At 66.5% G+C, this 12376-nt stretch carries 9 protein-coding genes and 2 pseudogenes; 9 read left to right on the top strand and 2 right to left on the bottom strand.

Translation table 11 applies throughout. From position 1 onward, the window contains the following. Nucleotides 1–43 precede the first annotated feature (43 nt). The 8 genes and pseudogenes from C2847_RS04445 to C2847_RS04410 form a co-directional block, all read left to right on the top strand. Entirely contained in the window at nucleotides 44–1216 is a 1173-nt protein-coding gene (locus C2847_RS04445; protein ID WP_105317268.1) for an ABC transporter substrate-binding protein, read from the top strand. A gap of 3 nt (nucleotides 1217–1219) precedes the next feature. Next, a complete protein-coding gene (locus C2847_RS04440; protein WP_105317267.1) occupies nucleotides 1220–2197 on the top strand; it encodes a branched-chain amino acid ABC transporter permease in 978 nt (325 codons plus the stop codon). After that, nucleotides 2197–3951, top strand: a complete 1755-nt coding sequence (locus C2847_RS04435) for a branched-chain amino acid ABC transporter ATP-binding protein/permease (protein ID WP_105317266.1) — start codon at nucleotides 2197–2199, stop codon at nucleotides 3949–3951. Before C2847_RS04440 ends, C2847_RS04435 begins: the two co-directional genes overlap by 1 nt. Next, on the top strand, nucleotides 3948–4679 hold the full coding sequence (locus C2847_RS04430) for an ABC transporter ATP-binding protein (RefSeq protein WP_105317265.1): 732 nt from the start codon (nucleotides 3948–3950) through the stop codon (nucleotides 4677–4679). The genes C2847_RS04435 and C2847_RS04430 overlap by 4 nt, the downstream gene beginning before the upstream one ends. Then, nucleotides 4676–5090: pseudogene (gene paaI / locus C2847_RS04425) on the top strand (hydroxyphenylacetyl-CoA thioesterase PaaI). Before C2847_RS04430 ends, paaI begins: the two are co-directional and overlap by 4 nt. After that, on the top strand, nucleotides 5047–6381 hold the full coding sequence (locus C2847_RS04420) for a phenylacetate--CoA ligase family protein (RefSeq protein WP_105317263.1): 1335 nt from the start codon (nucleotides 5047–5049) through the stop codon (nucleotides 6379–6381). The pseudogene paaI and the gene C2847_RS04420 overlap by 44 nt, the downstream one beginning before the upstream one ends. A 3-nt stretch (nucleotides 6382–6384) precedes the next feature. Further along, on the top strand, nucleotides 6385–6801 hold the full coding sequence (locus C2847_RS04415) for a thioesterase family protein (protein ID WP_105317262.1): 417 nt from the start codon (nucleotides 6385–6387) through the stop codon (nucleotides 6799–6801). A 74-nt stretch (nucleotides 6802–6875) separates the two neighbouring features. Continuing rightward, nucleotides 6876–7633: pseudogene (locus tag C2847_RS04410) on the top strand (SDR family NAD(P)-dependent oxidoreductase); the annotation flags it as partial. A gap of 89 nt (nucleotides 7634–7722) precedes the next feature. Here the strand turns inward: C2847_RS04410 and C2847_RS04405 are convergent. After that, entirely contained in the window at nucleotides 7723–8913 is a 1191-nt protein-coding gene (locus tag C2847_RS04405) for an MFS transporter (protein WP_105317260.1), read from the bottom strand. A gap of 100 nt (nucleotides 8914–9013) precedes the next feature. Here C2847_RS04405 and ppdK point away from each other — a divergent pair, with 100 nt between their 5' ends. Continuing rightward, nucleotides 9014–11614: a pyruvate, phosphate dikinase gene (gene ppdK / locus C2847_RS04400; RefSeq protein WP_105317259.1), complete on the top strand. Its 2601-nt coding sequence runs from the start codon at nucleotides 9014–9016 to the stop codon at nucleotides 11612–11614. Nucleotides 11615–11680: 66 nt separating this feature from the next. On the opposite strand, the gene C2847_RS04395 is transcribed toward ppdK, so the two are convergent. After that, on the bottom strand, nucleotides 11681–12307 hold the full coding sequence (locus C2847_RS04395) for a hypothetical protein (RefSeq protein WP_244187351.1): 627 nt from the start codon (nucleotides 12305–12307) through the stop codon (nucleotides 11681–11683). Nucleotides 12308–12376: the final 69 nt, after the last annotated feature.

Below are 12376 nucleotides of genomic sequence, written 5' to 3'. Positions count from 1 at the left end.
CCGGGTCTCGCCCGGTGGGAAAGGGACGAAGGAGGGGAAGAAGATGAAGCGCTGGTTGGTAGCCCTGTTGGTTTTAGGCCTTTCGGCCATGGCCCAGGAGGCACTCAAGGTGGGTGTGGTGGTTTCGGCCACCGGCCCTGCCGCCTCCTTGGGCATTCCCGAGCAGAACACCTTCCTCATGCTCCAGGAGATGCTGGACCGCACGGGGGGTGTGGCGGGGCGCAAGGTGCAGTTCGTGATCCTGGACGATGCCTCGGATACCACCCAGGCGGTGCGGAATACCCGCCGCCTGGTGGAGGAGGGGGTAGTGGCGGTCATCGGCACCACCACCACCCCGGCTTCCCTGGGCATGATCCCCGTGGTGGCCGAGGCCAAGGTGCCCATGATCTCGCTGGCGGCCAGCAAGGACATCATCTACCCCGTGGACGCCCAGCGGCACTGGGTCTTCAAGACCCCCCAGACGGAGGAGCTCATGGCCCGGGCCATCGTGGCAGACATGGTGGCCAGGGGGGTCAAGACCGTGGCCTACATCGGCTTTAACGATGCCTACGGGGAAGGCTGGGCCCGCTTCTTCGAGGCCGAGGCCAAGGCCAAGGGCCTGCAGGTGGTGGTCAGCGAGCGTTATGCCCGTACGGATACCTCAGTGACCGGCCAGGTTCTCCGCATCATTGCCCGGCGGCCCGATGCGGTCTTGGTGGGTGCCAGCGGCACCCCCGCCGTGCTTCCCCAGCGCACCCTGAAGGAGCGGGCCTATGCCGGCCTCATCTACCAAACCCATGGAGTGGCCAACCCCGACTTCCTCCGGGTGGGGGGTAAGGACGTGGAGGGCACCCTCCTTCCCGCTGGGCCCATCCTGGTGGCGGAGCAACTCCCCTCCGCCTACCCCACCAAGCGGGTGGCCCTGGACTACATCCAGCGCTACGAGGCCAAGTACGGCATCGGCAGCTACTCCACCTTCGGCGCCCACGCCTGGGATGCCTGGCTGATCCTGAAGCCGGCCCTGGAGCGGGCCTTGAAGCGGGTTGACTCGGCCAAGGACCTCGCTGCCTTCCGCGCTACCTTGAGGGACGAGATCGAGGCCACCCGGAACCTGGTGGCCACCCACGGGGTCTTCACCTTCAGCAAGGAGGACCACCTGGGCCTGCGCTTTGAGGATGCCGCGGTGATGGTCCGGGTGGAGAACGGCCGCTGGAAGCTGGAGCGCACCTTCCGCTAAGCCATGGACGCCACCATCCTCAGCTTCCTCCTCTTGGACGGATTGCAAAACGGGGTGGTCTACGGCCTTCTGGCCCTGTCCCTGGTTCTGGTCTTTGCCGTCACCCGGGTGATCCTGGTGCCCATCGGGGAGCTTCTGATGTTCGCCCCCCTTTCCCTGGTGTGGCTCCTCGAGGGCAAGCTCCCCGGCACCCTGTGGCTGGCCCTGGTCCTGGGAGGGGCCTGGGCCCTCATGGCCCGGGGCCGGGGGGCCCTTCTGCCCCTTGTGGGCGGGGTGGGGCTTTTCCTCCTCTTCCTTCTGGCTAAAGAGGTTCCTCCCTTGGCCTATCTGGCGGCGGTGCTCCTCGTGGTGTACCTGGGGGTGGCCACCTACCGGGTCTTCTTCCAGCCCATGCGGGGGGCCACGGTGCTTTCGCTCCTCATCATGGCCGTGGGCCTCCACGTGGCCTACCAGGGGCTTGGCCTGGTCTTCTTTGGTCCCGAGCAGTTCCGTCCTGCCCCTCTTCTTTCGGGGGAGGTGGTGGTGGGCCTCTCCTGGCAGGGGGTTCTGGTCCTCCTCTTCGCCGCTTTGAGCCTAATGGCCCTTTACCTCTTCTTCCGTTTCTCCCTTTTCGGAAAGGCGCTTTTGGCGGCGGCGGAGAACCGGCTTGGGGCCAGGCTCTTGGGGATACGCCCGGAGGAAGCGGGGATGGTGGCCTTCGGCATCGCCAGCCTCTTGGCGGCTTTTTCCGGGCTTCTTTTGGCCCCCCTCATCAACGCCGCCTACTTCATGGGCTTCATGCTGGGGCTTAAAGGGTTCGTGGCCGCCATCCTGGGGGGGCTCGCCAGCTATCCGGTGGCCTTTTTGGGCGCCCTCCTTGTGGGCTTCTTTGAGAGCTTCACCAGCTTCTACGCCAGCGCCTACAAGGAGGCCTTGGTCTTCCTGCTCTTGGTGCCCGCTCTCTTCTACCAAAGCCTGCGGGCGCGAACGGTGGAGGAGTGATGCGCTACCTTTGGTTTTTGTTGCTCCTGTTGCCCCTGGCCCTGTCCCCCTTTCCCTACTACCTCACCCTCTTGAACTTCTTCGCCCTCTCCGCCATGGTGGTCCTCTCCCTCTACGTGCTCACGGGTCTGGCAGGGATGACCAGCTTTGCCCAGGCGGCCTTCATGGGCATGGGAGCCTATGCCACCGCGCTCCTCACGATCAAAGCTGGGCTTTCCCCTTGGCTTGGGCTCGGGGCCGGGCTCCTTTTCGCCCTTCTGTTGGCCTTGCTCCTGGGTGCCCTGACGGTGCGGCTTAAGGGGCATTTTCTTCCTCTTTCCACCATTGCCTGGCAGGTGGCCTTGTACATCCTGGCGGGGAACCTGGTGGGGCTTACCGGGGGACACACTGGGCTTACCGATCTGCCCCCGATCCACTTCTTCGGCATCTCCCTGGACACCGGCTTCCGCTACGCCTTCCTCACCCTTTTCCTCCTGGTCCTCCTAGTCCTGGCCCTTTACAACCTGCGCCAAAGCCGTATCGGGCGGGCCCTTTTGGCCCTGAGGGGGGATGCCCTGGCGGCGGCCAGCTTCGGCGTGGACCCGGCAGTCCTCAGGCTCAAAGCCTTTTTGCTCTCGGGGGTCATAGCCGGCCTGGCGGGTTTCCTGTACGCCCACTTCCTGCGCTTCGTCAACCCCACGCCCTTTTCCCTGGAGGCTTCCATCAAGTACCTGGTGATGGCCGTGGCCGGGGGGGTGGGGAGCATTCCCGGGGTGATGCTGGGGGCGGCCTTTTTCACCGGCCTCGAGGACTGGTTAAAGGATCTCCTGCCCCTCCTCTTGGGGCGACAGGGCAACTACGAGACCATCGGCTATGGCCTCATTCTGGCCCTGATCCTCATCCTGGCCCCCAAGGGTCTCTGGCCCCTGGTGGAGCGGTACCTGCCGAGCCGGGACCTAGGGGTTCCCAAGGCGGAACCCCTTTCCCTCAAAAGCCCCGACGGCCCCCGGGGTGAGGTGGTTCTGGAAGTCCAGGGCCTGCAGAAGTCCTTCGGGGGGCTTTTGGCAGTGGCTGGGGTTTCCTTCGACCTGAGGCGGGGGGAGATCCTGGCCTTGATCGGCCCCAATGGGGCAGGGAAGAGCACCACCTTCAACCTGGTGGCGGGGGCCTTGCTCCCCGACCGGGGCCAGGTCCGCCTCTTTGGCAAGGAGATCACGGGGCTTCCTCCCTACCGGATCCACGCCCTGGGCCTGGGCCGCACCTTCCAGCACCCGCATCTTTTCCTGGAGCTCACGGTGCTGGAAAACGCCGCTTTGGGCACGTACAGCCGTACCCGGGCGGGCTTTCTCCAGGCGCTGCTGGGCCTTTCCCGCAGGGAGGAGGAGCGGGCCTTGGCCACCGCCTACCGGGCCTTGAAGCGGGTGGGGCTGGAGTCCTTGGCCCTGGAAAAGGCGGAGCGCCTTTCCGTGGGCCAGCAGCGCCTGCTGGAGATTGCCCGGCTCCTGGCCTCGGGGGCCGAAGTGCTCCTCCTGGACGAACCGGCCGCGGGGCTCAGGGCCCAGGAGAAGCGGGAGTTTGCCTCCCTCCTCCGCTCCCTGGCCAGGGAGGGCTACACGGTGCTCATCGTGGACCACGACATGGACCTCATCATGGGCCTGGCAGACCGGGTGGTGGTGATGAACTACGGGGAGAAGATCGCCGAGGGCGCGCCCAAGGAGGTCCAGAGGAACCCCTTGGTGCGGGCGGCCTACCTGGGTGAGGAGGAGGTGGCATGAGTCTCCTTTCCGTTCAGGGTCTCACCGTGCGCTACGGGCCCCTCGAGGCGGTGCGGGGGGTGACCTTTTCCCTGAAGGAAGGGGAAGCCCTCACCCTCATTGGCCCTAACGGGGCCGGGAAGACCAGCGTGCTCCGGGGGCTTCTGGGCCTGGCCCAGGCGGAGGGGAAGGTCTTCCTGGATGGGGCGGAAGTGCGGGGGCGGAGCCCGGAGGCCCTTCTTTCCTGGGGGCTGGTCCTGGTGCCGGAGGGCCGGGCCCTTTTCCCCGGGCTTTCCGTGGAGGACAACCTCCTCCTGGGAGGCTTTACCCGTTTTCGCCGCAGGGAGAACCTGAGGCCGGACCTGGAAAGGGTCTACACCCTTTTCCCCAGGCTTTTGGAGAGGAGGAGGCAGCCTGCCGGTACCCTTTCCGGCGGGGAGCAGCAGATGCTGGCCATCGGGCGCGCCCTTATGGCGAGGCCCCGGCTTCTCCTTCTGGACGAGCCCTCCCTGGGCCTAGCTCCCCTGATGGTGCAGGAGATCTACCGCATCCTGGGCGAGCTGAAGCGGGAAGGCACCACCCTGCTCCTGGTGGAGCAGAACGCCAAGATGGCCCTATCCCTGGCCGACCGGGGGCTGGTGCTGGAGGCGGGGGAGGTGGCCCTGATGGGCCCGGCGGAGGCCCTGCGCCAGGACCCCAAGGTGGTGGAGGCTTACCTGGGCCTCTCCCGGGAGGTGGAGGAGGGATGAGGCCCGACCCCTTCATGGCGGCTTTGGGCCTGGAGGTGCGGCACCTGGCCCCGGGGGAGGCGGTGGTGGCCGGAGTGGTGGGGGAAGCCCACCTAAACCTCCACGGCACCGCCCACGGGGGCTTCCTTTACGCCTTGGCGGATAGCGCCTTCGCCCTGGCCTCCAACTCCCGGGGGCCCGCCGTGGCCCTTTCCTGCCGCATGGATTACTTCCGCCCCCTTCCTGCCGGGGTGCAGGTGGAGGCCAGGGCCCGGGAGGTGAACCTCGCCCGGCGCACGGCCACCTACCAGGTGGAGGTGGTTTCGCAGGGCAAGCTCATCGCCTTGTTTACGGGAACGGTGTTTCGCCTTGGAGGTGATCAGGAATGATGTACCAGCCGGAACTGGAAACCCTCCCCAGGCAAAAGCTTAGGGCCTTGCAGGAGGAAAGGCTTCGGGCCGTGGTGGCCTACGTGTACGAAAGGGTGCCCTTCTACCGGCGACTTCTGGACGAGGCGGGGGTGGACCCGAAGGGGGTGCGGACCCTCGAGGACCTTCCCAAACTCCCCTTCACCCGCAAGGACCACTTGCGGGAAAACTACCCCTTCGGCCTCTTCGCCGTGCCCCGGGAGGAGGTGGCCCGCATCCACGCCAGCAGCGGCACCACGGGCAAGCCCACCGTGGTGGGGTACACCAAAAACGACCTCCAGGTCTTTGCGGAGGTGGTGGCCCGCTCCCTGGCGGCGGCGGGGGCCAGGCCCGGGCAGATGCTCCACAACGCCTACGGCTATGGCCTTTTCACCGGGGGCTTGGGCCTCCACGCCGGGGCGGAGGCCTTGGGGATGACGGTGGTCCCCGTCTCCGGGGGCATGACCGAGCGGCAGCTCATGCTCATCCAGGACTTCCGCCCGGAGGTGATCTCCTGCACCCCCTCCTACGCCCAGACCCTGGCGGAGGAGTTCCGGAAGCGGGGTGTGGCCCCGGAGGAGCTTTCCCTGGAATACGCCGTGCTGGGCGCTGAGCCCTGGACCGAGGCCATAAGGAAGCAGGTGGACGAGGGGCTTGGGGTGAGGAGCACCAACATCTACGGGCTTTCCGAGATCATCGGTCCCGGGGTGGCCAACGAGTGCGTGGAGGAACGGCAGGGAAGCCACATCTGGGAGGATCACTTCCTCCCCGAGGTGGTGGACCCACAAACGGGCGGGCCCCTGCCGGAAGGGAAGGTGGGCGTTTTGGTCTTCACCACCCTCACCAAGGAGGCCATGCCCCTCTTGCGGTACTGGACAGGGGACCTCACCTTCCTCACCTACGAGGCCTGCTCCTGCGGCCGCACCCACGTGCGCATGGGGCCCGTCCTGGGCCGCACCGACGACATGCTCATCATCCGCGGGGTGAACGTCTACCCCACCCAGGTGGAGGCGGTCCTCCTGGGCATCCCCGAGGTGGAGCCCTACTACCAGATCGTGGTGCGGCGGGAGGGCACCCTGGACGAGGCCGAGCTCAAGGTGGAGGTTTCCGAAGCTTTCTTCCAGGAGATCGGGCGCAAAGCCCTTTCCGATGAGGTCATCGAGGCGGACCACCGCCTCCACGCCCTCCGGGAGAAGGTGGCCCACAAGATCAAGGACACCATCGGCGTGAGCATGCGGGTCATCCTCCTGGCCCCCGGGGAGGCCCCCAGGAGCGAGGGGGGCAAGCTCCGCCGGGTTTTGGACCTGAGGAAGTAGACCATGCGCCCTATCCCCATCGGGTTTGAGGCCACGTTCGAAACCGTGGTCACCGAGGCGATGACCGTGGACTTCGAGGAGCTTGGCCCCGTGCACCCGGTCTACGCCACCTACTGGATGGCCAAGCACATGGAGCTGGCCGGGCGCAAGATCATCCTTCCCTTTTTGGAGGAGGGGGAGGAGGGGATCGGAAGCTACGTGGAGGTGCGCCACCTGGCCTCGGCCCTGCCGGGGATGCGGGTGCGCATCGTGGCCCGGCACGAGGGCACCGAGGGGAACCGGGTCTACGCCAGCATGGAGGCCTACAACGAGCTTGGGGACCTGATCGGCCGGGGGCGCACCGAGCAGGTGATCCTGCCCAAGGCCAAGGTGGCGGAGATCTTCGCCCGGCTTAGGGAGCGCTGGAGGGCCGGGGAGTAGGGCCTGCGCGGCGCCACCCCTTGGTGGGGTCCGGGGATGACGCCTCTGGGTGTAGCCTCAAAGGGGAGGCGGCGATGAAGGTCAAGGGCAAAGTCGTGGTGGTTACGGGGGCGGGTAGCGGCCTGGGGCAGGCCCTGGTCTTGGAGCTTCTACGGCGTGGGGCCAGGGTGGCTGCGGTGGACCTCCGACCTGAGGGCCTCGAGGCCACCCGCACCCAGGCGGGGGCCATGGCCCAGGGGCTCAGCCTGCATCCCGTGGACGTGGCTGACCGGTCGCGGGTGGAGGCCCTTCCCGCAGAGGTGGAGGCCTTCCACGGCCAGGTGGACGGCCTCATCAACAACGCTGGCATCATCCAGCCCTTCAAGCGCCTTTGGGAGCTGGACCCGCCTGCCATTGAGCGGGTGATGCGGGTTAACTTCTACGGAACCCTGCACATGACCCTGGCCTTTTTGCCTCGCCTCCTCGCCCGGCCCGAAGCCCACCTGGTGAACGTTTCCAGCATGGGGGGCTTTCTCCCGGTGCCCGGGCAGACGGCGTATGGGGCCTCCAAGGCCGCAGTGAAGCTCCTCACCGAGGGCCTTTGGGCGGAGCTTCAGGGCACCCCGGTGAGGGTGACCCTGGCGCTCCCTGGGGCCATGCGCACCGGCATCGCCCAGCACTCCGGGGTGGAGGCCCCCCAGGCTGGGGAAGGGGCCAAGATACCCCTTTTGGAACCGGATCGTGCGGCCAAAATCCTCCTGGACGCGGTGGAGCGCGATGCTTTCCGCGTCCTCCTGGGCCAGGACGCCAGGACCATGGACCTCCTTTACCGCCTGAGCCCCCTCTGGGCCACNGGGGGGGGGGGCCCCAAAGAGGGCATGAGCACGCCACTTTGGCTTTGGCCGGTGGGGCAACCTTTGCGTGCGGGTACTTAGGAGGCCCTCACTTTTCCTCGGGAGAGGGACCATCCGTTCTGGAAGGAGCCGAAGGGCGCCGCCCTTGGGCCCTCATCAGCCAGGCGGAGAGGCCCATGAAGAGGGTGAGGCCCAGGGTGGTGAGGGCGAAGGCCAGGTGGTGGTCGGCCAGCGTCCGGTAGGCGAGGGCCAAGGAGGTGCCCGCCAGGGTGCTCCCTACCGCCTGTCCTAAGGCGCGGGCCACGGAAAGGGCCCCGGAGGCCAGGCCCTCGAGGCCCCCCGGGGCCAGGGCCAGCACCTGGGCGTTGTTGGCCGCTTGGAAAAGGGCCCGCCCGACCCCGAGGAGGAGGAGTCCCAGGGCGGAGCCCCAAAGGGGATGCCAGAGGGGCAAAAGGGCGAAACCCACGCCAGCGGCTACCAAGAGGTAGGCCCCGAGAAGGGCCATGCGGTTGTACCCCAGGCGGTCCGCGGCGCGCCCTGCCCAGGCGCCCAGGAGGAGGAGCTGGACGGGACCGAGGAGGAGGAGCCCTCCAATGGCCCTGGGCGAGAGCCCCTCTGCTCCCAGGTGAAAGGCCAGGGCCACGGTGGTGCCCAGGGTGTGGAGGAAGTAGAGGGAGGTGGCCAACAACGCCCGGAGAAAGCCAGGAGCCTGGAGAAGGTGGACCAGGGTACCCCTTTGGCGGGGTAGCGGGGGCAGGTTGCGGGAAAGGAGCAGGGCCAGAACAGCGGCGGGCAAGGGGAGGAGGAAGACGTAGGGGAGGCCCCAGGTGGCGGCCAGCCCTCCCAAAGCTGGGCCGAGAAGGGTGCCGGTGGCCACGGTGCTGGCTACCAGGCCCATGGCGTAGCCCCGGGCCTGGGGGAAAGCGCTGGTCGCCAGGCCCGGCACCAGTCCCACCACCATGGCCGTGGCCACCCCCTGAAGGAAGCGCAGGCCAAGGATGAGATCCAGGCTGGGTGCTAGGACCAGGGCAAAGGCCAAAGCCCCGTGCAGCACCAAACCCAGCCGGAACAGGCGCTGGGCTCCCATGCGGCCCGCCAACCCGGCCACGGGCAGATAGGCCAAGGCCGCGCCCAGAAGGCCCAGGGACACCGCTCCCTGGGCCGCTTCTGGCCCCACGTGGTGGACGCGGGCCAGGAGGGGGAGGGCAGGGGCCAGGCTGCTTTCGCTCACCGTGCCCAAAAGCACGCCGGAGAGGAGGGCCAGCAGGCGGGGGTCCACGGGGACAGCCTACCCCGCGGGCGGTGTAGGGAGAAAGGCGGTGTAGACTTCGCGGGGCTACACTTTTCCATGCTTCCACAGCATGGGGAAGACTCAAAGGATGAGCGCGCGTGTGTACCTTCTTTCTGAGGCCCGTGGGCTTTCCCGGGACCTCTTGGGCGGCAAGGGGTATGGGCTCGTGGAGATGGCCCAGGCGGGGCTTCCCGTTCCCCCGGCCCTCATCATCACCACCGAGGCTTGCCGCCGCTTCCTCAAGGAGGGGGCGGTGCCGGGCCTGTGGGAGGAGGTCCGGGCCAAGCTGGCGGCCCTCGAGGGCCTAGTAGGCAAGCGCATCGGCAAAGGGGAGGGGAGCACCCCTCCCCTTTTGGTTTCCGTGCGGAGCGGGGCCCCGGTGTCCATGCCCGGGATGATGGACACCATCCTCAACCTGGGCCTCTCCTTGGAGGGAGTGGAAAGCCTGGCCCGGACCACGGGGAATCCCCGCTTCGCCTGGGATGCCTTCAGAAGGCTCCTTTCCATGTACGGGGAGGTGGTCTTGGGGGAGAGGGCGGAGGTCTTTGGGGGCATGCTCTCGGCCTTGAAGGAGAGGCGGGGTGTGCAAAGCGACACGGAGCTGTCCCCCGAGGACCTCGAGGCGCTTTCCTTCCAATACCTGCGCCACCTGCAAGAGCGGGGTACTCCCTTCCCCATGGACCCCTGGCTTCAGCTGCAAGGGGCCATCGAGGCGGTCTTCCGCAGCTGGCTGAATCCCCGGGCCAAAACCTACCGCCGCATCTACGGCATCCCCGAGGACCTGGGCACGGCGGTGGTGGTCCAGGCCATGGTCTACGGGAACCTCGGGGAGGACTCGGGGACCGGGGTGGGCTTTACCCGTAACCCCGCCACCGGGGAGAAGGGCCTCTACGGGGAATACCTGCGGAACGCCCAGGGGGAGGATGTGGTGGCGGGTATCCGCACCCCCGAGCCCCTTTCCCGCCTCAAGGAGTACGCCCCCGAGCTCTATAGGGAGATCGAGCGGGTGGCCCACCTCTTGGAGCGCCACTTCCGCGACATGCAGGATTTTGAGTTCACCGTGGAACGGGGGAGGCTCTACCTGCTCCAAACCCGCTCCGGCAAGCGCACGGCCCAGGCGGCGGTGCGCATCGCCGTGGAGATGGCGGAGGAGGGTCTCATCAGCAAGGAAGAGGCCGTGCTTCGGGTGGAGGCCAACGCCTTGCCTGGCCTCCTCAAGCCTGCGGTGGACCGGAGTAAAGCCCCAGAGCCCATCCTAAAGGGGCTTCCCGCCAGCCCAGGGGCTGCGGTGGGGCACGCGGTGTTCAGCAACGAAGGGGCGGAGCGCTACGCGGCTCAAGGCCTCCCCACCCTCCTGGTGCGCCCGGAAACCACCCCCGAGGACATCACCGGCATATACCTTTCCAAGGGAATCCTCACCGCCCGGGGGGGCTTGACTTCCCATGCCGCGGTGGTGGCCCGGGGCCTGGGGGTGCCCGCGGTGGTGGGGGCCGAGGTCCTTAGGGTATACCCCGAGGAGGGGAGGGCCCAGGTGGGGGGCTTGGAGTTCAAGGAGGGCGAGCTCCTCACCCTAGACGGCAGCACCGGGGAGGTGTACCTGGGAGCGGTGGCCTTGGTGGAGTCCGCAGGCGAGGCCCTCTTGCAAGAGCTCCTGGCTTGGGCCGAGCCTCACCGACACCTTGGGGTGAGGGCCAACGCCGACACCCCCGAGGACGCCCAGAGGGCCCGGGCCTTCGGCGCCGAGGGGATCGGGCTTTGCCGTACCGAGCACATGTTTTTCCAGGAGGAACGCCTGCCGTGGGTTCGGCGGTTGATCCTGGCCCGCACCCCGGAGGAGGAAGCCGAGGCCTTGGAGCGGCTTTTCGTCTTCCAGAAAGAGGACTTCAAGGGCATCCTCAGGGCCATGGATGGCCTCCCGGTAACCGTACGCCTCCTGGATCCTCCCCTTCACGAGTTCCTGCCCTCCCTCGAGGAACTGAAGGCGCAGGCGGAGGCTGGGGACGAGGAGGCCAAGGCCCTTTGGGAGCGGGCCAAGGCCCTAGAGGAGCAGAACCCCATGCTGGGTTTCCGCGGGGTTCGCCTCCTCCTCCTGCGCCCCAACATCTTCCGCATGCAGCTAAGGGCGCTTTTGGAGGCGGCCAAGGAGCTTAGGGAGGAGGGCTTTGACCCCCGCCCTGAGGTCATGGTTCCCCTGGTGGCGGATCCCAAGGAGGTGGAACGGGCCAAGGCCCTGGCGGAGGAACTCTTCCAGGAGTACGGGCCCATCCCCTTCGGCACCATGATCGAAACCCCGCGGGCGGCGCTTCTGGCGGCGGAGATCGCCCCCCTGGTGGACTTCTTCAGCTTCGGCACCAACGACCTCACCCAGATGACCTTTGGCCTGTCCCGGGACGACGCCGGGAAGTTCCTCCCCCGCTACGTGGAGGAGGGTCTTTTCCCCTTTGATCCCACGGAGCGTCTGGATGAAAAGGGGGTGGGGAGGCTGCTTCGGCTGGCGGTGGAGGAGGGCAGGCGGGCCAACCCCAAGCTGAAGCTCGGTCTTTGCGGGGAGCACGGAGGGGAGGCCAGGAGCGTGCAGTTCGTGGCCGACCTCCTGGACTACACCTCGGCAAGCCCCTTTAGGGTGCTTACTGCCCGGCTCGCCGCAGCCCAGGCGGGGATGCGGGTTAAACGAATAGCTCCGAGCTAGTGGAGAAAAGAGTCCCAGATCTTCCCACTCTTCTGCTTTGTTTCGACTTTTTGGAAAGGGGGGGCATCAATTTTTTCTTGTCCTCAACTCATAGGCTTGGGCCTGGAGGCGGACTCCTGTGTTGGAGGCCCCATAGGCCTCGTACCCACCACGCCGCTCCACCACTTCAAAAAAGAAGCGTCCGCGGAACATAGGGGTATAAAGGTGGAAGAATTCCCCACCCCCTGGGGAGCGGTCGTAGAGAAGGCTATGGGCCTCGAGGAGTTCCGTCCATTCAGGCGATAGACCATATCGGCTAGCAAGGATGCGGTAATAGGAAGCGGGGATGCGCAAGGGGGAGAGTCCCTGTTTCCGGGCTTGGCTAGCGAAGGCGAAGGCATCGCTTACCCGGAAAGCCACATGTTGAATACCCGCATGCCCCAAAGACCGCAAGAAACGGTGAACACCCGTCCCAATCCCCTCTGCGGTGTTCACGGGGATGCGTACCTTCCCGTCTGGGCTTCGAACAGAGCGACTGTAGAACATGCCATAAGGATCAAAGACTTCCACTAGGGGATCTACTGTAAAACCGAACAGGACCTTATAAATCAGGATCCAGCTGTAGACTTCCCAGCGGCTGACCACGTTGGTGAAGTGGTCTACCGCCTCCAGGGGGCCTTCTTCCTTTTCGTCGTCTGAGGTGACGGCAACCATACCATAACCCAAGTTGCTACCTAAGCGATTTTATCGGCGATGAGTCGCAGATTGTGGGCCAGGATGAAG

It is taken from the genome of Thermus tenuipuniceus (assembly GCF_002964845.1).
Taxonomy (GTDB): domain Bacteria; phylum Deinococcota; class Deinococci; order Deinococcales; family Thermaceae; genus Thermus; species Thermus tenuipuniceus.
This window is presented reverse-complemented; position numbering and strand designations above follow the sequence as displayed.

What these genes read in the sequence shown, in the direction of transcription:
- C2847_RS04445 (WP_105317268.1), top strand. Translation starts at nt 44, where the DNA reads ATGAAGCGCTGGTTGGTAGCCCTGTTGGTTTTAGGCCTTTCGGCCATG.
- C2847_RS04395 (WP_244187351.1), bottom strand. Translation starts at nt 12,307, where the DNA reads ATGGTTGCCGTCACCTCAGACGACGAAAAGGAAGAAGGCCCCCTGGAG.
- C2847_RS04420 (WP_105317263.1), top strand. Translation starts at nt 5,047, where the DNA reads ATGTACCAGCCGGAACTGGAAACCCTCCCCAGGCAAAAGCTTAGGGCC.
- C2847_RS04430 (WP_105317265.1), top strand. Translation starts at nt 3,948, where the DNA reads ATGAGTCTCCTTTCCGTTCAGGGTCTCACCGTGCGCTACGGGCCCCTC.
- C2847_RS04440 (WP_105317267.1), top strand. Translation starts at nt 1,220, where the DNA reads ATGGACGCCACCATCCTCAGCTTCCTCCTCTTGGACGGATTGCAAAAC.
- C2847_RS04415 (WP_105317262.1), top strand. Translation starts at nt 6,385, where the DNA reads ATGCGCCCTATCCCCATCGGGTTTGAGGCCACGTTCGAAACCGTGGTC.
- ppdK (WP_105317259.1), top strand. Translation starts at nt 9,014, where the DNA reads ATGAGCGCGCGTGTGTACCTTCTTTCTGAGGCCCGTGGGCTTTCCCGG.
- C2847_RS04435 (WP_105317266.1), top strand. Translation starts at nt 2,197, where the DNA reads ATGCGCTACCTTTGGTTTTTGTTGCTCCTGTTGCCCCTGGCCCTGTCC.